The 19,247-nt window shown below is 37.9% G+C and carries 21 protein-coding genes and 1 tRNA gene; 14 read left to right on the top strand and 8 right to left on the bottom strand.

Annotation, left to right across the window (positions count from 1 at the left end):
• Positions 1-11: 11 nt before the first annotated feature.
• Together F936_RS01395 and ycaC are read right to left on the bottom strand one after the other, a co-directional pair.
• Entirely contained in the window at positions 12-986 is a 975-nt protein-coding gene (locus tag F936_RS01395) for a LysR substrate-binding domain-containing protein (RefSeq protein WP_003653983.1), read from the bottom strand.
• A 19-nt stretch (positions 987-1,005) separates the two neighbouring features.
• Positions 1,006-1,632 (bottom strand): isochorismate family cysteine hydrolase YcaC, encoded by a 627-nt coding sequence (gene ycaC, locus F936_RS01390; RefSeq protein ID WP_003653981.1) that lies wholly within the window; start codon positions 1,630-1,632, stop codon positions 1,006-1,008.
• Between the two features lie 277 nt (positions 1,633-1,909).
• On the opposite strand from ycaC, the gene F936_RS01385 reads away from it, so the two are divergent.
• The 4 genes from F936_RS01385 (at position 1,910) to F936_RS01370 (ending at position 5,778) form a co-directional block, all read left to right on the top strand.
• Positions 1,910-2,782 carry a pirin family protein gene (locus F936_RS01385; RefSeq protein ID WP_005044186.1) on the top strand — a complete coding sequence of 291 codons (873 nt, stop codon included), beginning with the start codon at positions 1,910-1,912 and terminating at the stop codon, positions 2,780-2,782.
• A gap of 431 nt (positions 2,783-3,213) precedes the next feature.
• Entirely contained in the window at positions 3,214-4,512 is a 1,299-nt protein-coding gene (locus F936_RS01380) for an FAD-dependent oxidoreductase (protein ID WP_044425777.1), read from the top strand.
• 4 nt (positions 4,513-4,516) lie between these two features.
• Complete coding sequence (locus F936_RS01375) at positions 4,517-5,344, top strand: SAM-dependent methyltransferase (protein ID WP_016801923.1); 828 nt, start codon at positions 4,517-4,519, stop codon at positions 5,342-5,344.
• 8 nt (positions 5,345-5,352) lie between these two features.
• Entirely contained in the window at positions 5,353-5,778 is a 426-nt protein-coding gene (locus F936_RS01370) for a GFA family protein (RefSeq protein WP_005044182.1), read from the top strand.
• A 228-nt stretch (positions 5,779-6,006) separates the two neighbouring features.
• Here F936_RS01370 and F936_RS01365 read toward each other — a convergent pair whose 3' ends face one another.
• The 3 genes from F936_RS01365 to F936_RS01355 all read right to left on the bottom strand — a co-directional run bounded on the left by F936_RS01365 (position 6,007) and on the right by F936_RS01355 (position 7,935).
• Positions 6,007-6,384, bottom strand: a complete 378-nt coding sequence (locus F936_RS01365) for a hypothetical protein (protein ID WP_003653970.1) — start codon at positions 6,382-6,384, stop codon at positions 6,007-6,009.
• A gap of 468 nt (positions 6,385-6,852) precedes the next feature.
• Positions 6,853-6,928 (bottom strand) — tRNA-Thr (locus F936_RS01360).
• 92 nt (positions 6,929-7,020) lie between these two features.
• Positions 7,021-7,935, bottom strand: coding sequence for a LysR family transcriptional regulator (locus F936_RS01355; RefSeq protein ID WP_004639868.1), 915 nt, complete (start codon positions 7,933-7,935; stop codon positions 7,021-7,023).
• Between the two features lie 101 nt (positions 7,936-8,036).
• Between F936_RS01355 and F936_RS01350 the strand changes: the two genes are divergently transcribed.
• Together F936_RS01350 and F936_RS01345 are read left to right on the top strand one after the other, a co-directional pair.
• Positions 8,037-8,369, top strand: a complete 333-nt coding sequence (locus tag F936_RS01350; RefSeq protein WP_003653967.1) for a nuclear transport factor 2 family protein — start codon at positions 8,037-8,039, stop codon at positions 8,367-8,369.
• Positions 8,366-9,148, top strand: a complete 783-nt coding sequence (locus F936_RS01345) for an SDR family oxidoreductase (protein WP_005044180.1) — start codon at positions 8,366-8,368, stop codon at positions 9,146-9,148. Before F936_RS01350 ends, F936_RS01345 begins: the two co-directional genes overlap by 4 nt.
• A 51-nt stretch (positions 9,149-9,199) precedes the next feature.
• Here F936_RS01345 and F936_RS01340 read toward each other — a convergent pair whose 3' ends face one another.
• Together F936_RS01340 and sxtP are read right to left on the bottom strand one after the other, a co-directional pair.
• Positions 9,200-9,529 (bottom strand): gamma-glutamylcyclotransferase family protein, encoded by a 330-nt coding sequence (locus F936_RS01340; protein WP_005044178.1) that lies wholly within the window; start codon positions 9,527-9,529, stop codon positions 9,200-9,202.
• A 23-nt stretch (positions 9,530-9,552) separates the two neighbouring features.
• Positions 9,553-10,797, bottom strand: a complete 1,245-nt coding sequence (sxtP, locus tag F936_RS01335; protein WP_005044176.1) for a multidrug efflux MFS transporter SxtP — start codon at positions 10,795-10,797, stop codon at positions 9,553-9,555.
• Positions 10,798-10,936: 139 nt separating this feature from the next.
• On the opposite strand from sxtP, the gene sxtR reads away from it, so the two are divergent.
• A complete protein-coding gene (sxtR, locus tag F936_RS01330) occupies positions 10,937-11,848 on the top strand; it encodes a multidrug efflux pump transcriptional activator SxtR (RefSeq protein ID WP_005044175.1) in 912 nt (303 codons plus the stop codon).
• 11 nt (positions 11,849-11,859) lie between these two features.
• On the opposite strand, the gene F936_RS01325 is transcribed toward sxtR, so the two are convergent.
• Positions 11,860-12,744, bottom strand: coding sequence for a DMT family transporter (locus F936_RS01325; RefSeq protein WP_005044173.1), 885 nt, complete (start codon positions 12,742-12,744; stop codon positions 11,860-11,862).
• 374 nt (positions 12,745-13,118) lie between these two features.
• Here F936_RS01325 and F936_RS01320 point away from each other — a divergent pair, with 374 nt between their 5' ends.
• From F936_RS01320 to F936_RS01290, 7 genes are all read left to right on the top strand, one after another.
• On the top strand, positions 13,119-13,799 hold the full coding sequence (locus F936_RS01320; protein ID WP_003653956.1) for a hypothetical protein: 681 nt from the start codon (positions 13,119-13,121) through the stop codon (positions 13,797-13,799).
• Between the two features lie 15 nt (positions 13,800-13,814).
• On the top strand, positions 13,815-14,705 hold the full coding sequence (locus F936_RS01315) for an FAD-binding oxidoreductase (RefSeq protein ID WP_003653954.1): 891 nt from the start codon (positions 13,815-13,817) through the stop codon (positions 14,703-14,705).
• A gap of 14 nt (positions 14,706-14,719) precedes the next feature.
• On the top strand, positions 14,720-15,931 hold the full coding sequence (locus F936_RS01310; RefSeq protein ID WP_005044170.1) for an ATP-grasp domain-containing protein: 1,212 nt from the start codon (positions 14,720-14,722) through the stop codon (positions 15,929-15,931).
• Entirely contained in the window at positions 15,928-17,124 is a 1,197-nt protein-coding gene (locus F936_RS01305) for an ATP-grasp domain-containing protein (protein WP_005044168.1), read from the top strand. Before F936_RS01310 ends, F936_RS01305 begins: the two co-directional genes overlap by 4 nt.
• 181 nt (positions 17,125-17,305) lie before the next feature.
• Entirely contained in the window at positions 17,306-18,049 is a 744-nt protein-coding gene (locus F936_RS01300; RefSeq protein WP_005044166.1) for a hypothetical protein, read from the top strand.
• A gap of 286 nt (positions 18,050-18,335) precedes the next feature.
• On the top strand, positions 18,336-18,755 hold the full coding sequence (locus F936_RS01295; protein WP_005044163.1) for a hypothetical protein: 420 nt from the start codon (positions 18,336-18,338) through the stop codon (positions 18,753-18,755).
• Positions 18,756-18,851: 96 nt separating this feature from the next.
• On the top strand, positions 18,852-19,244 hold the full coding sequence (locus F936_RS01290) for a hypothetical protein (protein WP_005044160.1): 393 nt from the start codon (positions 18,852-18,854) through the stop codon (positions 19,242-19,244).
• Positions 19,245-19,247 lie beyond the last annotated feature (3 nt).

Genomic DNA, 19,247 nt, shown 5'->3' with positions numbered 1-19,247 from the left:
TACTCAATGCATTATGAAAATGAATAACCTTGATTACTTTCAGGCAAACGTCGCAATTCATCAATCAGCGTTTCAATGAGTTTTTCAACCACAAGACGTTGGCCTTTTCTAGACACATAAACCAGTTGTAGCATGCCAATATTCGATTTCCATTCAGGAAGAATATGAATAAGCTTGCCTTTACGAATTTCAGATTCAACGGTTAAAAAGGGAAGGTCTGCAATTCCTAGGCCATCCATAACGGCATAGTAGACACCTGCCAAGTCATTACTTTTTATTCGTGGTTGATAAGGCACATCAACCGATTCGCCATTGCGAATATTGCATAAATGCCAGATATAATTTTGCTTTTGGGTTCCCAAACTAATACTTGGAAAGTCCTGTAATTCTGAATAATGTTCAATCGTGCGACCTTGGAGTAACTCAGGCGCGGCAACTAAGCAATGATCAGTTTTAATCACATCACGAACAATAAGATTTGAGTCTTCATTGGGTTCGAAATTGGTCCGAATGGCAAGGTCAATATCATCATGCAAAATATCTACTCGGCGGCTTGTAAGTTCGAGTGATATTTCAACTTTAGGGTAGGTTTTTAAAAACTGATTTAAAATTTTTCTAATTTGAAAATGCATCATCAGAGGTGGGCAACTCACTTTTACCAACCCTTGAGGTTCACTTTTTTGCTTTAACAAAACGTTTTCTGCACATTCAACTTGAGCAATAACTTTGCAGCATTCCTCATAAAACTCTTGGCCCAAATCGGTCACTTTAAAATGGCGGGTTGTTCTTTGAATCAGGCTGACATTAAATTTATTTTCAAGGTCGATAATGCGTCGGCTGAGCTTTGACTTACTAATATTTTCGGCTTCGCTGGCCGCACTAAAGCCGCCGTGTTTTACGACCAAATAGAAATAATAAAAATCATCAAAAGAGCTTATCAATTTCAGATCAATCCATTTAAATGCAAGATTAGAATGCTTAAGCATTCTAATCTTGGTTATGTCATTATTTTTGCGATGTATTAAAGCTATAGCTGGTCATAAGGTTACGATAATCAGGAATATGATTTGAGAATAATGCACCTAAACCTTCTACATCATTACGCCAGTCACGGTGTAATTCACATGCCATACCGAACCAAGTCATGAGCTGTGCTCCTGCTTTTGACATACGGTCCCAAGCAGCATCACGGGTTAATTCATTGAAAGTACCAGAAGCATCGGTAATCACAAACACTTCAAAGCCTTCTGCTAACGCAGCTAAAGCAGGGAATGCCACACAAACCTCAGTCACTACACCTGCAATAATCAGTTGTTTTTTACCTGTCGCTTTTACAGCTTTTACGAAATCTTCATTGTCCCATGCATTGATTTGGCCAGGACGTGGAATAAAAGGCGCATCTGGGAAAAGTTCTTTTAATTCTGGAACTAAAGGACCATTTGGACCATTTTCAAAACTGGTCGTTAAAATAGTAGGTAAATTAAAATATTTCGCAGCATCTGCAAGTGCTAAAACATTATTTTTAAATTTATCTGGATCGATATCTCGAACTAAAGAAAGTAAACCTGCTTGGTGGTCGACTAAAAGAACTGCAGCATTATCCTTGTCTAAACGCACGTAATCTTGAGCCATTTTTTATTTCCTCGTGTTATCAAAATGAATGATGAAAAATTATTAAGTAGGTCATCATTGCCTAAAATTATGCTAATTGAGTTTTATGTTGTGGTTAAGTCTAAAAAATAGGATTAAGAATTTTAAAAATAGGACGATCTTTTAAACTGTACACCAAATTCTAAGATTGTCTCATAGATGAAATAATGTGTTGCTAATCCTGATCTATAAACTGCAATTATTGAGGCGTAAAATCAACCCTAGTTCAAGAAAATCCTACATATATAGGAGAGATCAGATGAAGAAATTTCTTGGTGCATATCAAAATAACCAGATGCATTGGGTGGGTGATGGTTTCCCTGTATATAACCTATTCTCATATGACCGTTTAGGCCAAACCCTAAGCCCATTTTTGCTACTGGATTATGCAGCGCCTTATACCTTCTCGCCAACGACTGAGCAGCAAGGCGTAGGTTCGCATCCTCACCGCGGTTTTGAAACAGTAACGATTGCCTACCAAGGTGAAGTGACGCATAAAGACTCAAGCGGTGGCGGCGGAACCATTAAAACCGGTGATGTGCAATGGATGACTGCAGGTGCAGGAGTGTTGCATGAAGAGTTTCATTCTCCTGAGTTTGCAGAGCATGGTGGTCTTTTTGAAATGGTGCAATTGTGGGTAAATTTACCTGCCAATTCAAAAATGACCCCTGGAAAATACCAAGCGATTGAAGCCAAAGATATTCCAGATATTGCACTAGACGAGCATGGTAGCCATTTGCGTGTGATTGCAGGTGAATATGCAGATGCACAAGGTGCAGCAACTACATTTAGTCCATTAAATGTATGGGATGGTAAATTGGTTAAAGGCCAAAAACATACCCTTTATGTACCTGAAGGTTATACGACGCTTGTTGTGGTGTTAGATGGGGCAGTTGTGGTTAATGACTCAAACCGTCTTGAAGGTAAAACCGTTGCGATTTTATCTCGTGAAGGCGTTGAGTTCACCCTAAATGCAGAAGAAGACACTAAATTTTTGGTGTTAACAGGTCAACCACTTAATGAGCCAATTGAAGGTTATGGTCCATTTGTCATGAATACTAAAGCTGAGATTATGGAAGCAATTAATGATTTTAATCGTGGAAAATTCGGTTCAATCATGCAAGAAGGATAAATCGCTCTCGATTAACCGTTAAAGCAAAGTAATAAAAAGCCCGCTATCAAGTGTGAATAGCGGGCTTTTTCGCTGTAAAGGTTCTGTTTTTATGATGGTTGGCATTGTTGTTTCGGCATTGTTTTGTGTGATTTGGTTCTCATTATTGTGGTCCCATGATATCCCAAAAAAAGATAGTTGTAAAACAAATGATATAAATATAGTTAAATTATCTTATTTTATTTAAAAGATTTTTTTTAAATTTTCAAAGAATATAAGGTTTTATGTGCTTATTTGTTTTTGTAAGAAAATATAAAAAAAGAGATGGGTAAGAAACTAAATATTTTGTATATAAATTCATTCAAAAAATAAAAATCTGGTAGTTTTTAATACGGTGTTTTTTTAGGGTATGAGTGATAATCAAAAAAATTCTCGAAAAATGGGACATCATTTTGAATATCGCAATTATTGGCAGTGGAATGGCAGGTCTTGCGGCAGCAAGAATTCTGAAAGATGCAGGGCATACGATCACGATATTTGAAGCACTTCCTGGCCGGGGAATGGATAGCCATAGTATTGAGTTCGACGGTGGAATTATTGATGCACCATTGCGTGTGATGAATCCACATTTGTGGAAAAATACACTCAGCCTTGCTGCTCATTTAGGTATTAAAACCTTTCCAGTTCGTACCTATATGTCATGTAGCTGGTTATTTGAAGACCGTACTGAAACATGGTTAACCACATCTCGTAGCCGTATTGGTAATTTCCCGATTATCAATAACCGTAAAGGTATCCAGCAATATGGCTGGCGTCTTGTGAAAGGGATGTTGCAATTAAAAACTGCAATCCACCAGTTTTTCAAATCTAAAAATCAAGACATTACTCTCGCTGAATTTATTAATCAGAATGATATAGAAGAAGTATTCTGGCATGGTGTGGTAATGCCAGTGCTATATACCATTTGTACTTGTAACCCAAAAACAATTGGCGACTGGCCTGCAAAAAATCTACTTGAGTTTTTACGTCACTTAACTGATGGCGACATGCTGTTACGTATGAAAGGTGGTACACCTGCATTTGTAGATAGCTTAATTAAAGATATCGACATCCATAGCGGATCAGCGATTAAGAAAGTTGAATTACAAGGCGAAAAAGTACTGGTTGAAAACAGCCAAGGTGAACAGAATTTATTTGATCGCGTGATTGTTGCAACTCCGACATCTAAGATCGATGAGTTTTTAAACCCTGAACAATTTGCTGAAGATATGAAGCTGCTGAAGCAATTCCGTTTTGAGCAAGGCGATCTTGTGATTCATACAGATGCCACAGTAATGCCACCACGCCGTAAAGACTGGTCGGTGCTTAGCTATATGATGGATCGTAAGTTTACGCGTCAGCAATTCACAGTTTGGATGAATGCAGTTGAACCAACACTCGTTGGTAAAAATCCTGTATTCCAGACTTGGCGTCCAGTCACTGATATTGACCCTAAAAAAGTTATTTCAAAAGTGACTTTAACGCGTGCAGTAGTTGACTCGCAAACAATTGCTTTAAATAAAGAATTGCAACAACGTCATTTAGACTTAAACCGTAAAGTATTCTACTGTGGTTCATGGTCATGTGATGGCTTGCCAATTTTAGAGTCAGCCGTTACTTCTGCAATGCACATTGCTGAAATTTTAGGTGCACCTTTACCATTTGTAGGTTTAAAGCCTCAGGTTGAAGTTGCTCCTGAGCTCGGTTACTAAAATTGTGAAAACAAAAGTTCGAGCAGCTCTTTCTAAACTCATTCCCCATAAATATGCAATTGATGCATCAAGCTTGGGAGATGATGGAGAGCTTGCTTGGACAAATTTGGGCTTTTGGAAAAATACCCAAAACTACCGTGAGGCTTGTTGCCAATTGGCCGACCATTTGGCACAAGCAGTCAATTTAAATTCAAAAGATCATCTATTGGATTTAGGCTGTGGGCAGGGTGCAAGTTTAATTTACTGGTTACAACGCTATCAGCCAAAAAGCCTTAGTGCAGTTGACCTGCAAGCTAAATGCGTTAATAAAATTCAAAAAATTATTCCCGAAATAAACCAGATTTACAGTGGTTCATTTTTAAATTTAAAACAATTTGAATTCAAACAATCTTTCGATGTGGTGTTGTGTATCGACGCGGCTTATCACAGTTCTTTAAATTCATTTCTTAACTCAGTTACTCCAGTTTTAAATTCAAAAGGCCGATTAGGTTTTCATTACTTAATGAAAGCTGACTCATGTCAAAACATGACAGTCTTACAAGAACAAAAGTATCGCTATCTGCTTAAAGCGGCAGACGTGGTTTGGGACAATGTGCCAAACGAGAAAACGCTAAGAAATGCCTTAGAACAACAAGGTTTTGTCGATATTCAAATTGAAGATTTATCCGAGCAAGTATTACTCGGTTTTTCGCAATATATTCATAATCAACAAGAACAAAATCAAAGCCGCGGGTTGGCAAATTTTAAAATTCAAATGACTGCAAAGTTATGCCAACAACTCTACCAAGCTGGATATGTACGTTATATTCAAATCACAGCAATAAAAAAATAGGATGAGCTATGTCAGCTAAATATCAGGGATCGTGTTTGTGTGGAGCAGTGAGCTACCAAAGCGAAGCAGAGCCACGTTATAGCTTTAATTGCCATTGTCGAGATTGCCAGAAGGCGACGGGTTCGGCATATGCGCCAATTGCTTTTTTTCATCAATCTGAATTGAAAGTGAGTGGCGAGCTTAAATATTTTGAGACATTAGGTTCTTCTGGTCGTTCCATTAAAAGAGCGTTTTGCCCGACTTGTGGTTCCCAGCTTTTTGGCTTGCCTGAAATAGCTCCTGAAATGATTTCAATACGTGCAGGCACTTTAGATGACCCAAGTCTCTATCAGCCTAGGGCGGAAGTCTTTGTGAGCCAAGCCTATGCTTGGGATACGCTTAACCCAAACCTTAGACATTTTGAAAAAATGATAGAGAAGAGAAAAGAAGGTTAAAGATATTCTGACAAGTTCGTACGCTTTTTCGTACATTCATTCGGGAAATTTGCGTCTTTCTATGACTTCATAAATTACCTATGATGCACTTAACGGGAACAGGAAGTTCCAAAACGTAAAACAACAATAATAAGTTTAAGCATCAGGACGTGAGGTATTACAGGAAGTGTACCTAGTAACGAAATACGAAAAAAGCCCAACAGGATGTTGGGCTTTTTTCATTTTGTATTAACGAATTTCTTTTCCACCTAAGGCTGCACAATCAACAGGCGTATTCCATTTTACGGCAGTTCCTGTAAGTACAGGACGAACAATACGCCACGGCCAGAAACCAAATCTTTGGCTTTGATGATAATTAATCACCACATCTGCACCATATTTACGGGCAACAATGGCTAATTTAGGTTTTATTTCTTCAAACCCACCATAGGTTCCTTTTGCGGCTTTAATACGTTTAATAGATTTATAGTGTTCTGCTGAAGGAGTACCCTCAATTAAGCAAATTGGTGGGTTTGCAACGTTTTGAATTTGAGACGTGGTGTCTTGGGCATATGTTGTTAAAGGCAACGTTAGAAATAAAGCAGGTAAAATAAAACGGAGTTTCATATTTTTCCTTGTTGGTATCTTAATGAATTAAAGTTTATAAAATAGGTCTCATTAAAATGACCTTATTTGGGGGCGCATTATAATCTTATCTTTTTAATATTTCTTATTTTAATCCTATATTTTTTAATAAATTAGCGGCATCATATTTCGCTTTTAAAATAATAAATTGGTTTTAGAAAGCTATTTTGAAGTTTAGATTTATAATAAGTGTTTATCAAATTTTAAAAACAAAGTTTTTGACAAGAGCTTTTAGTCGAAAAGGTATTCCTTAAAAATATGATTAATATGTTTTGCCTAAAATTATAGCAGAGGCAAAAGAGATGGTTACTGAATTGCAGAAATACGAAAATAATTTGAAGGGTGTAGATCATGCACTCAATTTTTTGTAATAACTATAAATCTTTGAATATTTCAAAACCTACAGGCAACAAAAAACCCCATAAATCAAATATTCATGAGGTTTAATGATGGTGCCGACACACGGATTCGAACTGTGGACCTACTGATTACAAGTCAGTTGCTCTACCAACTGAGCTATGTCGGCGACGTGGAATGAATTTTACAGTTTCTTAAAAAAAATACAAGCCAAAAAATGAGCAGTTAGATGGTTTTTCACATCTGATAATGAAAGATAGTTTAAAGAATTGGATGGGAAGGAATGAGTCGTTGTTCACGTGCTAAGTCAATGAAAGCACGTAATGCGGCACTCGGGTGTTTTCCTTGTGGGTAATATAAGCATAAACCAGCATAGAGAGGCGTCCAGTCCTCCAAAACCCGTACCAGTTTACCTTGTTCGATGAGCGGAGCTACAAACCAATGCCCTGTATAGGTCAAACCAATACCAGATAAAGCACTGTCAATGGCTAACATATAGGTGTCAATTGTGAGATGTCCTGAAACATCAATAGTTAAAGATTCATTGTGTTGGGAAAACTCCCATTTATAAATTTTACCGCTAGGCAATCGTAGACGTATGCATTGATGTTTTAACAAATCAGAAGGTATGTGGGGGATGCCATGTGTATTTAGATAAGTTGGTGTTGCAACTACTGCCATGGATTGCTTTGGGCCTATTTCAATAGCAACCATATCTTGTGGGACGGTACTTGAGAAACGTATGCCAGCATCAAAACCTTCTTTTACAATGTCAATAAACTCTCCATCAGAAACGAGATCAACTCGAACATCTGGATAGCGACGTATATATTCAATGATTACAGAATGCAGAATTTGCCGAGACATGCCTTCTTCTGCATTGATTCTTAATGTTCCTGAGGGAGTGGCACGACGGTCTAATGTCTCTTGCACAGCAAGATCAATTTGTTCTAAAGCTGGTGTAATACGCGTTAAAAACTGTAGACCTGCTTCGGTCAGTGAAACACTACGGGTTGTACGGTTAAATAATCGTATCCCTAAATTATGTTCTAGCTGAGCAATATTTCGGCTGAGTGCTGAAGATGACATATCTAGTTCAACGGCAGCTGAACGAAAATTACGGTGGTTGGCAAGAGCAATCACAGCTTTTAGGTCCGTTAGACTTGTGTTATTCATTGTCCCGATTTATGCATTAATTCATCCCATATTATCCCTCTTATAACAAGAATATTGTGAAGCTACAATCAAAAGCATCAACTCGCATAAGGCTTAGAGATATGGTTCATCAAATTTTATTGCCATCAATAATTCAATACTATTTTGAATCAGATCGGCAGACGGCAGAAGCTGTAGTTGCTTGTTTTACAGAGCATGGCGTTGTACGCGATGAAGGTCGTGAATATGTTGGTCATAAGGCCATCTTAGGCTGGAAGCAGCAGGCTTCAACTCAATATGAATATCATGTGGAACCGCTGAGCATTGATGTGCAAGATGGGCAGCATCTGGTTGTAGCACGTGTGGAGGGTAACTTCCCTGGCAGCCCGATCAATTTACATTATGCCTTCCAGCTAAACGATGAAAAAATTGAAGTATTGGAGATTACAGTATGAATTTTCCTTTACAACTGTTGGGAAAAAGGGCGTTGGTTACAGGCGGCAGCAAAGGAACTGGAGCCGCTGTTGTAAGAGCATTACATCAAGTTGGTGTGGATGTCATGACTGTCGCTCGCCATCCTGTACGGGATTTACCACAAAATGTGCATTTTATTGAAGCTGATTTAACTACAGCTAAAGGATGCAGTGATGTAGCGCAGGCTGTGCAGAAACACTGGGGGAAAATTGATATTGTTGTACATGTCTTAGGTGGTTCATCTGCCCCAGCAGGCGGGTTTGCTGTATTGGGTGATGAAGAGTGGGAGCGAGAAATCAATTTAAATTTGATGCCTGCCATTCGTTTGGATCGGGCATTGATACCTCTGATGCTAGAGCAAGGTTCCGGCGTTATTATTCATGTAACATCTATTCAAAGAGAATTACCTTTACCAGAATCAACAACTGCATACGCAGCAGCAAAAGCGGCGTTATCTACATATAGTAAAAGTTTATCTAAAGAGATTTCTCCAAAGGGAATTCGTGTTGTGCGTGTGGCGCCGGGATGGATTGAAACCGAAGCTGCTGTGGCTTTGGCAGAACGTCTTGCACTTGAAGCGGAAACAAATTATGAAGGTGGGAAGCAAATTATTATGAATGCTTTGGGTGGAATTCCGTTAGGGCGCCCAAATAAACCAGAAGAGGTTGCAGATTTGATCACTTATTTAGTGTCTGAACGCGCTTCGGCAATTACTGGTACTGAGTTTGTGATTGATGGTGGAACTGTGCCTACCGTGTAAAATACGCAAATGCGTGCGGTCTGCTTTTGTGAAGACAGCACGCTATCATATTTAGTTGGTTTTCAACATATAAATAAAAGAATCAACACGTTCGCCACTATTTAAAGTGACTTGAACAGGTACTCTTTCATATTCTTCGCCTTCAAAATCATCAAGCAATTTCCAGTTCGAATCTAAATGTTCCGAGCTAAAAACAAAACCTTGAACTTGATTAGCAGCATCATCGAGCACAATTCCCGGATAGCCTAAATCTGCGCCCCAACCTTCGTTACGTAAGGTTCCCTTTACCCAGCCTTCTGCCCATTGTCCGCCAATATTTTCAAGGATATGAGCGTTAGGTCGGCCCGGGCCTAAAGTGCCATAAACAAATAAACTCGACATGTGAGGTTCCTTTAAATTAAAAATTAATGAGCTTTCGTGTGTGAGGTAGAAACCGCTAAAAATATTCCAAGTAATGAAAGTACAACGGTTAAACCGACTATGGCACTCCACCCGCCGTGTAACCAGAACCAGCCACCTGCCGAGCCAACAATGCTCGAACCCATATAGTAAAACAGTAAGTACAGTGAACTGGCGTGGGCTTTGGCTTGTTTGCTTTCAGCACCGACTGAGCTGCTTGTGAGTGAGTGGGTAATGAAGAAACCCGTTGTAATAAATGCAATACCGATAATAATGCCAAAAAGAGAGGTGAGCAGCGTCATGAGGCTGCCTACAATCATTAAGGCAAAGCCACTCATCATCATAGTTTTTTTGCCGAAGCGGTCGGCTAGGCCACCTGCTAATGATGAAGACACCATACCAAAGCTATACGACAAGAAAATAAGGCTAATTTGCGTTTGACTCAGTGAATAAGGCGCACCGCTTAAACGGAAAGTAGCGTAGTTAAACAAGGTAACAAACACACTGGTTAGTAAGAATCCAATTGCAAACAGGCGTAGCAATTTGAAATTACTTAAATGGGTACGCCACATTTGTATATGAAAATCTAAATTCAAACCTTTTTTCTGGACGAAATTACGCGAAGCAGGAAGTAAATTCAAAAAGGCAATCGAGCAAATAAAACAGATTGCCCCAAGTAAGCCTAAAGCAGTGCGCCAAGAAAAATATTCAATCAAAACGCCCATGCCAACACGGCCCATCATTCCACCAAAAGCCGTACCCGCAATATATAAACCCATGGTTTTACCAAGGTGTTCAGGTGCGATTTCTTCAGCAATCCAAGCCATGGTGACAGCGGGTACTCCACCGAGTAACAGACCCTCTATTGCTCGCGCTATCAGTAAACTGTGCCAGTTAGGTGTAAACATCGCCACAATATTAAGAATAGCTGCACACAGCATTGAGCTGAAGATCACACCACGACGACCAATCGCTTGTGAAAAAGCGCTCGATAGTACAATTGAAATCGCTAAAAAGGCGGTCGTTAAAGACAAGGCTAAAGAGCTGCTCGCAGGGCTAATCTGGAAGCTTTGGCTAAACGCTGGCAGAAGCGGCTGTACGCAATAAATCAGAGAGAAACTAGCAAAGCCTACCAAGAATAAAGCGAAACCAGCGTGCTTATAGGCTTTAGTACCTTTGTGAATCCACTCGCGGGAAAGAACAGAAGTTGCTTCAGTGCTTAAGGTACTGGGTGTAGATGAAGAGCTCATATCATGACCATGACAGAAAAGAGGTGCAGCGCCTTTCGGCGTGCTTCATCGAGAAAATTCGATAAATTAAAATTAGCAATTTAGATGGTATTTTTCTAATATATTTAACAATGGATCATGATATGTTTTATATATAGCGATGGAACTAAGACATATACGCTACTTTTTAGCGGTAGCAGAAGAAAAAAACTTTACCAGAGCGGCGCATCGCTTAAACATGAGCCAGCCACCTTTAAGCATGCAAATAAGAGACTTAGAAGAAGAGTTAGGTGCAGATTTATTTATTCGTTCTCCGCATGGGGTGGAACTGACCGAAGCTGGGCTTGCCTTTTTAAATGCCATTCAGCCTGTACAGCAGCGTGTAGAAGATGCAGCGAACTTGGTCAAACAAGTGGCAAATGGTGAAGTTGGCCAATTGCGATTAGGTTTTACAGGCACTTCAATGTTGAATCCTCTAATTCCTAAATGCGTTCGCTATTTTCAGCAGCAATATCCTAAAGTGAATTTAAAGCTTGAAGAAGCTAACACCTTGCTGCTCATAGACTTACTGCTTGAAGATCGTTTAGATGTCGCGATTATTCGGCCTCCACGTCATATTCCAGAGAGCTTAATCGTTCAAGAGTTATTGGCTGAACCTTTAATTGCAGCCTTGCCTTCAGAGTCTTTTAAACTAGACGAGTCATCAAAAGAAATTGATTTAGCTTCCCTGCGAGAGCTTGATTTTATTGTCTCTCCACCCTCAATTAGTGCAGGGCTTTTTGATGCGATTAGACAAGCTTGCCAAAACTGTGGCTTTGAACCTAGAATTGGACAAAATGCTCCTCAAATTGTGTCAATTTTATCGTTAGTGTCTGCAAACTTGGGGGTGTCTTTGGTTCCAGAGTCGACCAAACAATTGCAAATACAGGGTGTGGCTTATCGGTCGTTGCAAGCGCCAGTACCTACGGTAGGTTTAGCGCTTGCATATAAAAAACTTGCTCCTTCACAAATGGCAATTAACTTTGCCAGTGTGGTGCAAGTGGCTTGCCACCATGCAGAGCAATATAAATGAAATTAGCCAAATTATGATTTAGGCGCTCGATTCATTAAAAAGATGCCTGAAATAATGAAAATTGCGCCATATAAAAAAGATAAAGTCGGTTGCTCATGAATGAAGACCCAAGCCATGAGTGCCGCAAAAATTGGCTCAGAAAGCTCAGTCACTTGTACTTTTGCCGCACTCATGTAAGACAAAGCTTTGGTGGTACAGAAAAAGCCTAGAATGGTAGGCAAGACTGCTAAGCCAACCAAACCTAAAATAATGTCAGTGTTAAAGTTTATGCTATGAAAGTTGATTAAAAAGGGAACGGCAAGATAAACACTACCGAAAAGTAATAAGTACTTGGTTAGAAATAAACCACCATTTAATCTGAATTTTTTAATTAATACTGAAAATAAACCATATCCAATACCTGCAATAGAAGCATTGATAAGCATTAATAAACTATTTTCACCTTTCCATGAAATTACACTAATACCCGTTACAGCTAATAATGTTCCAATAATTGAATGAATATAAATACTTTCTTTTAAAACTAATCTGCCAAAAAATAAAGCTGAAATAGCGGCTGAAGCCATTAATACCACGACCACATTGGCCGCAGCACCGTGGTTGTAGGCAATGGTCTCGAAAAAGAATAGAGAGAAAATGCCTAAAAAAGCACATATCGCAATTTGAGTAAAAACACTGAGCTTGCTCGGAGTGTTACTAATGTATGCAATCTTTTGGCTAACAGGGACTTTAAATAAAAAAACACTTAAAAAGAAAAAGGCAATAATGGTTTTTAAAAAGGCAATATCTTGTGGGTTTAAACCACTATGCATGAGTAATTTACTAATCACACCAATAGAGGCATTGAGTGCAGCTGCACAGAGCGCAAATAGGGTTCCGATAATTAAATTATTCACTTTTATAATACTTCCATATATTTAGCCACAAGGATTCTACATTATTTTTTGTAATAATATAGCCCTGTTAAATTCCTTCTTTTCCATGAAGTGTAAGTTATTTAAATTTTGTTGGTGGTGAATATTAATTGGAATTAATTTTTTTGTTTAAACAATATTGTTGCTTAATTGTTAATTAAAATTATTGCTTTTATTTTTGATTAATAATACTTCTTTTAGTTAGAAAATCTAAAAAATAATATTTTGTTGACATTTTATAAAATATATTTAAACATAATATTTGCTTGTTTTAAGTTTAATTAATAATAATCTTAATTCTAGCTAAATAAGTATTTAATACTTGGATAATAATTTAAATATAACGGAGATAAAACGTGTTTTTTTCACAGGAAAGTCTGAAAAAATTAGAAAGTGCGGTTGATCATGCTATGCATAGTGAGTTTAAAAAAGATGAAATTATGCATAAATTTCATAATGAAGACTGGTTCGATGAAAAATATTATAAACGACATATTTTAGAGTGCGTTATTCGCATTCATATGAATAATGAGTTAGATGCAAATGCTGTACGCGTTGCTGCAATCAATAATATCTCTGCTGCAAAACAGCTTTCATATTATTTATATGATGAATTTGGACACGATGAAATGTTTGGTCAAGACTTGACTAAATATGGATATTCTTCAGATCAGATTATTTCAAAAAATGCATTTCCTGAAACATGGAAACTGATGGGGTATTTAAACTTTTGTGTAGAGAAATTTGGTGCATTGCCAGCAGTCGTCTGGGACTGGTTCCTCGAATATTATGGCGACAAATTTAATAATTTTATTACGCAAAAAGCGGGTGTCCATATGGGGAATCAGGCTGTATCGGGTGCAGCTTCGCATGTTGCATTTGATGAAGCTGAAGACCATAGCGGCATGATGACAGATATGCTTTCTTCTGTAATTAAAACACAAGAAGACTTTGATCTTGCAATTAAGCATATCAATAGCTTTGTTCCGATGGTAGGAGAGTATTTTCAGGCTGTGCGTGCTGAAACCCTTTCATAGCAATGGAATTAGAATATGCCAATGGTGAATGTTCGCATTAAAGAGCATATTTTCATTGCTGATTCTGAGCAGCCTCTTATCAATGCAGTGCCTGATAGCACAGTGATGAAAGGCTGTTTAAAAGGTGTGTGCCGAGTTTGTCGATGTAAACTAAAAGGTGGAGTCGTATATGAATCGGGAAACCAAGTTGCCATAGATAAAGAGTTCTTGCCTTGTATTAGCTATGCTCAGAGCGATGTCGAAATCGCACCATTGGTTAATAATTTTAGTGTGGCTCAATTAATAACTAGAAATTTTCTTTCTGAGAATATTGTTGAGCTCACATTTAAAATTAAAAGGACCTTCTTTAGTTCTAAAGCAATTGTAAATATCAAACACCCATCAGAATCTTTAATTCGAAGTTACTCTGTGGTTTCACTGGGTGTGAAAAATTATGATTTTTTTGTTTTGCACATAAAATTAAGACCAAATGGAATATTTTCTAACTTATTTCAAAAGCTAGCGATTGGTGACCAATTAGAATACAACCTGAATAATCATATAGAACCTGAATACGAGAAGGCCATATCTACGCTTAATATTGTAAGCGGTGGAAGTGGTATGGGCGCTGCACTTACTCGGGGATTGGATCTCATCCGAAAAAATCCTATTTCTAAAGTGAATATCTATGCGATTAATCGGTCAGTTTTAAGTCATTACCATCAACATTGCGTCAATGTTTTTCGAGAGCAGGTTGAAGCTGAGGTCAATATTATAAATATCCCGTTTTGTACGTGGACGAATAATGGATTTGATTTTTCAAATTATTTGGACTCTCACGAGTTAACTGTGGGTGTCGGTTCTACCCCAATAATTAATAAAATTTTAAATCAGCCTCTGTGTGAGTTGGAAAGTTTTGGTCCCTAACGGAGACTGTAACAATGACTGTAGTAGTTATAGAACCTATTTCTTCTGGCGTCACTTATTTAAATGCCGCTCAAGAATTAGGTATAGATTTATATGTTTTTTCTACTGACGAAGGAGAGTGCAGCATTGATGGAACAATGCGACAAAAAGCAAAAGAGATAATAAAAATAGATACCAGTGATTTTCATAGCCAACTCTCTAAAATTAATGAGTTAAAGACAGTAAGAGCGATATTACCGGGGGTTGAATATGCTGTACCTATGGCAGCACAGCTAGGCAATTCATTTGCCAAAAACTCTCTTGAATATACGACAGCTCAAACGGTTAGAAATAAATTCAAATTTCGTGACAAGCTAACCAAGTCAGGCTTGAGCGATATTAAATATGCCTTGATTTCACAGGGTAAAGAGATTCGCTTACCTCAAGGTTTTAAGTTTCCTGCTGTAGTGAAGCCAGTTGATATGGCGGGCAGTATGTCTGTTAAAAAAGTCTCTGATCTTGATGAATTATTAAGAACAGTTGAAGCGATCTGGAAATCTAAACCGAATGATATTGGCTTCTATGCAAGTGGTGATTTAATTGTTGAAGAATATATTGTTGGGAAGGAATACAGTGTTGAAGGAATTGTCCATACAGATGGAAAAATAACCTTCGCTTCACTGACAGAGAAGCTATTAGGTCCTGAACCTTACTTTGTCGAAATTGGGCATATTGTGGGTAATCAATATGAGGGTCAATTTTCTGAACACGTTTTTGATTATGCCGCAAAAGTCATTCAAACCTTAGAATTAAACATCGGACCTTTTCACCTAGAACTGAGAGTAACACCTCAGGGGAAAGCGATCGCAATTGAGTTAGCTGCACGTTTACCGGGTGACAATATTGTTGAGTTAATTAAACTGGCGACTAATTTTGACCTCGCACAAGCTGTACTGAGCGAATACCTCGACCTGCCATATTCACCTTCAATAGAGAAAAATATGGTCTCTGCAATTGCCTTTATTCCGCAAGGAAACCACCGCCTTTTTAAAGGTTTTAGTGGGCTAGAGCAACTGTTAGAAGCGCCTGAATGTGTACACCATCACTTTTACTACGAAGCAGATGATGAACTCGCTTGTAACCATGATTGGACCTCACGATTAGGCTACATCATCCTCCGTTCTGAAAGTGAAGATAAGATCCGTAGTTTAGTCACACATATACATGAGCAGGTGAAAGTCATATGAAACATGTATTAATCATCAATAGATATGACGATGAATTGTCTGACTTTAATAAATATATAGATCACGATGCTGTCCATGTATCTTATATTTCATTAACAGAAACGATGCGCTATATCACTTCTTCAAACTGTTACTGCATAGCTGGTTTAGAACAGTTAAATGAAGAAGAGGTTCTCGATCAGGCTAAAAAAATCTATAAGAAAAAACCTATAGATTACGTTATTGCCATCTCAGAATATGACCTCGATGCTGCGGCTCGCATTCGAACTGAATTGAATATTGTGGGCGCAACGGTTGAAGACAATTTGTTGTGCCGTAACAAGAAAAAAATGAAGGATGCTTTAGCTCATTCTACTGTCCGTTACCCTAAATATGCAGAAGTGTCTTCACACCAAGACATTGAAAAGTTTCTGCAAGAAAGTGGCTCAGCGATTATTTTAAAACCTCAAGTGGGCGCTGCTTCTGAAGGCGTAATAAAAATCAGTGAATTGGCTGATATACCACGATTGTCTTCCTATTCGGGCTACGAAGTAGAAGAGTTTGTTGAAGGAGATATCTATCACGTCGATGCGATTATTTCTGACAATAAAATGCCTTACTTTAAAGTCTCAAAATATATTAATACCTGTTTAGACTTCAGAAATGGTGCGCCATTAGGCTCAGTCACGATTGATAATTCTGAGTTTATTCAAAAAGTAGAAAGATTTACTTTAGACGTATGTAAATTCTTAAAATTAAAAGATCAGGCGATTCATCTCGAATTTATTGAGTCTAAAGGTGAGCTGGTGTTTTTAGAGGTTGGCGGGCGAGTCGGTGGAGGGGAAATTCCGTTCATTACATTACGTAATGAGTCAGTCGATTTATATGAAATGTGGATTAAGGCGGCAATGAATATTCCGCTAGAGCCAGTGAATACGAAAATTACTGGTTTTCTGATGATGCCGAATCCGTATAGTTCTGGCTTTTTATTTAATGGCATTAAAGAATTAGAGAATGAAACGATTACTTATCAGTTAATCCAAGAAAGTGGTGACCATAACAATTTTAGTTATGAAAATATTCCTGCAAAAATTCATTTTATGGGAGAGAGTCAAATACAGGTCGAAGATGCGATTAAAAATAGTATGAAAATTTTGCAAAGCGCAATTTGTCAAAATCATCATTCTAGTTTGAGTCTAAGTGAGTCTTCTTAGTTGAGATTTGGCTAAACTCTAAAAATCAAAAGGCTTGGACTTAAACGTTCAGGCCTTTTTATATGGCGTGATGAAAGAACCTAAGCTAACCAGCATTGTAATGGACTTTTGTTGCAGAGAATTGTGATTTGTTGAACTAGCTCATATTATATAATTAGTTAATTATTAAAGAATTTTAAAAATGATTAAATCTATTATTTCAGGTTGCGCGGTTCTGACACTTTCGGCTTTGTCGGTTACTCATGCAGAATTTTCTTTTGCACAAGAGCTACAGCAAAGCTGTAATAAAGTGAAGCAATACGCGAGCTTAGGTAAGAAAAACTACGACCAAAAACAATATAAAAAAGCCCTAGAAAATTTCCAGAATCAAGCCTCTTGGACTGCGTTTTGTAAAGCCAATGCAGATGAAACTACAGTTAAATTTACCGATCGAGATATTGAAGTTGCCAATAACAACGTGGGTTTAGCCTACGCCAAACTGGGTCAGCCACTTTGGGCAAGATCGTGGTTTATGCTCGATGAAAAATCAAAATCGAGCCAATTTAACCTTAAGCAATTACCTGCACCTAAAGCATCAAATGACTTGTCTGGTGAATATGTGCGTTACTCAGGTTTTGGTGAGTGGGACCACATCACGGTAAGCCGTGAGAAGGGGCAATATGCAATCAGCTATGCTGGTTTATATATGGGACTTAGAAGCTTAATTTACGGCCCGAACATGGGTGAGTTTGGCACCACAATGCCGAGCAATAAAAAGCAAATCGTCTATAAAGATCAAGACTGCCGCATTCAGCTTGATTTTAAAACCAATGCCAAATTAGGAAATTATATTCAGGTCAAACAAAACGAGGGCAACTCGGGTTGTGGCTTTGGACATAATGTGTATGCAGATGGAACTTATTTAAAAGTTGAGTCTGGAAAATAGTAAATTCCTTACTATTCTTTTCTAAGATTTAAAAAAGGAAACTTGAATGTTAAGTTCGGCAAATATTGGCCATGGTATTATGATGGGCATTTGTAATGCTTGCTAGTATCTTGATAATTATAATTGCAGTAATTGTTGGGCTATACGGTAAAAAACGTAAAAACAAGTCTGAGACAGAAAATATAACTTTTATCATTCTATTATGTATTGGTGTAGTTGGCCTGATTTATGGTTATGTTGGATAGTAGTAATTGAATGATGAGATATAGTAGATAAGAGAGAAAACATGGGTATTGAATACTTTATTTTTTCAATGGATGATTCTGCAACTAAAGAGGAAATATTAGATATTTTTAGTCCTTATTGGACAGAAATAGATGACAATTATTACTTTTTAGATTATGGCGTGGAGTTATATGAAGGCCGGATGGCAGGTGTACACTGTCATTTTTCCATAACTTTCGGTAAGGATAACTCGAGTGTAGAAGGCTTAACTATTTTTAGGCCATGCGGATCAGAAAAAATGGAGAGAGCAGTTTTTAAACTCATTAGTGATTTCCCCATGTTTGTTACCTATCCGAGTGATCCATTGGTTGTAGTAACCGCAAGTCAAGAATGTGTTGAATTACTAAGAGAAAAGTATCCTGATTTCCTAGCAAATGATGTAACAGTGGTCTCTTCTTATGAGGAATATATAAAAACTTGAGAATCCTACTTGCTTGTTCTCTAAGACAGAGCTGAATTAAAACTAACTAATAACTTGATTAAAAAAAGAAGTTTATTGATTTTTAAAGGAAATTAAATGATGAATATATTTGCACGGTTGCTATTACTTTCTACGATTGCGATTTCTTCTCAAATTTATGCAGAACCAACCAGCACATGCAAAGAGGTGAAATTTCAGCAATCCGATCAAGCTTGGAGTGGACACTATTATTTAAATGGTGTGATGGAAGTTGGTTCGGAACTTTTACTTCAGCCAGACGGTAAGTTTAAATGGATGTTAGCTTATGGCGCTTTAGACCAATATGCCGAAGGGACATGGTGGAAAAATGGCAACTGTATTGGTTTAAAACCTGACTCTAAATTCAAAAAGAATTTAAGTATATTTCCTGAAAGCCTGACGATTTCTGAAAAATCGTTAGACGTAACTTGGAACGATGGACGCCAGCAGGGCAGTTATAGCAAAGACTAAATA

Source organism: Acinetobacter calcoaceticus DSM 30006 = CIP 81.8 (assembly GCF_000368965.1).
Classification (GTDB): Bacteria; Pseudomonadota; Gammaproteobacteria; order Pseudomonadales; family Moraxellaceae; genus Acinetobacter; species Acinetobacter calcoaceticus.
Note: the sequence above shows the minus strand (reverse complement) of the source record. Positions and strands in the feature narration are given on the sequence as shown.

Excerpts from the sequence above, each read along its gene's own strand:
- F936_RS01395 (WP_003653983.1), bottom strand. The coding sequence starts at position 986 with ATGCTTAAGCATTCTAATCTTGCATTTAAATGGATTGATCTGAAATTG.
- ycaC (WP_003653981.1), bottom strand. The coding sequence starts at position 1,632 with ATGGCTCAAGATTACGTGCGTTTAGACAAGGATAATGCTGCAGTTCTT.
- F936_RS01385 (WP_005044186.1), top strand. The coding sequence starts at position 1,910 with ATGAAGAAATTTCTTGGTGCATATCAAAATAACCAGATGCATTGGGTG.
- F936_RS01370 (WP_005044182.1), top strand. The coding sequence starts at position 5,353 with ATGTCAGCTAAATATCAGGGATCGTGTTTGTGTGGAGCAGTGAGCTAC.
- F936_RS01365 (WP_003653970.1), bottom strand. The coding sequence starts at position 6,384 with ATGAAACTCCGTTTTATTTTACCTGCTTTATTTCTAACGTTGCCTTTA.
- F936_RS01355 (WP_004639868.1), bottom strand. The coding sequence starts at position 7,935 with ATGAATAACACAAGTCTAACGGACCTAAAAGCTGTGATTGCTCTTGCC.
- F936_RS01350 (WP_003653967.1), top strand. The coding sequence starts at position 8,037 with ATGGTTCATCAAATTTTATTGCCATCAATAATTCAATACTATTTTGAA.
- F936_RS01345 (WP_005044180.1), top strand. The coding sequence starts at position 8,366 with ATGAATTTTCCTTTACAACTGTTGGGAAAAAGGGCGTTGGTTACAGGC.
- F936_RS01340 (WP_005044178.1), bottom strand. The coding sequence starts at position 9,529 with ATGTCGAGTTTATTTGTTTATGGCACTTTAGGCCCGGGCCGACCTAAC.
- sxtP (WP_005044176.1), bottom strand. The coding sequence starts at position 10,797 with ATGAGCTCTTCATCTACACCCAGTACCTTAAGCACTGAAGCAACTTCT.
- sxtR (WP_005044175.1), top strand. The coding sequence starts at position 10,937 with ATGGAACTAAGACATATACGCTACTTTTTAGCGGTAGCAGAAGAAAAA.
- F936_RS01315 (WP_003653954.1), top strand. The coding sequence starts at position 13,815 with ATGCCAATGGTGAATGTTCGCATTAAAGAGCATATTTTCATTGCTGAT.
- F936_RS01310 (WP_005044170.1), top strand. The coding sequence starts at position 14,720 with ATGACTGTAGTAGTTATAGAACCTATTTCTTCTGGCGTCACTTATTTA.
- F936_RS01305 (WP_005044168.1), top strand. The coding sequence starts at position 15,928 with ATGAAACATGTATTAATCATCAATAGATATGACGATGAATTGTCTGAC.
- F936_RS01300 (WP_005044166.1), top strand. The coding sequence starts at position 17,306 with ATGATTAAATCTATTATTTCAGGTTGCGCGGTTCTGACACTTTCGGCT.
- F936_RS01295 (WP_005044163.1), top strand. The coding sequence starts at position 18,336 with ATGGGTATTGAATACTTTATTTTTTCAATGGATGATTCTGCAACTAAA.
- F936_RS01290 (WP_005044160.1), top strand. The coding sequence starts at position 18,852 with ATGATGAATATATTTGCACGGTTGCTATTACTTTCTACGATTGCGATT.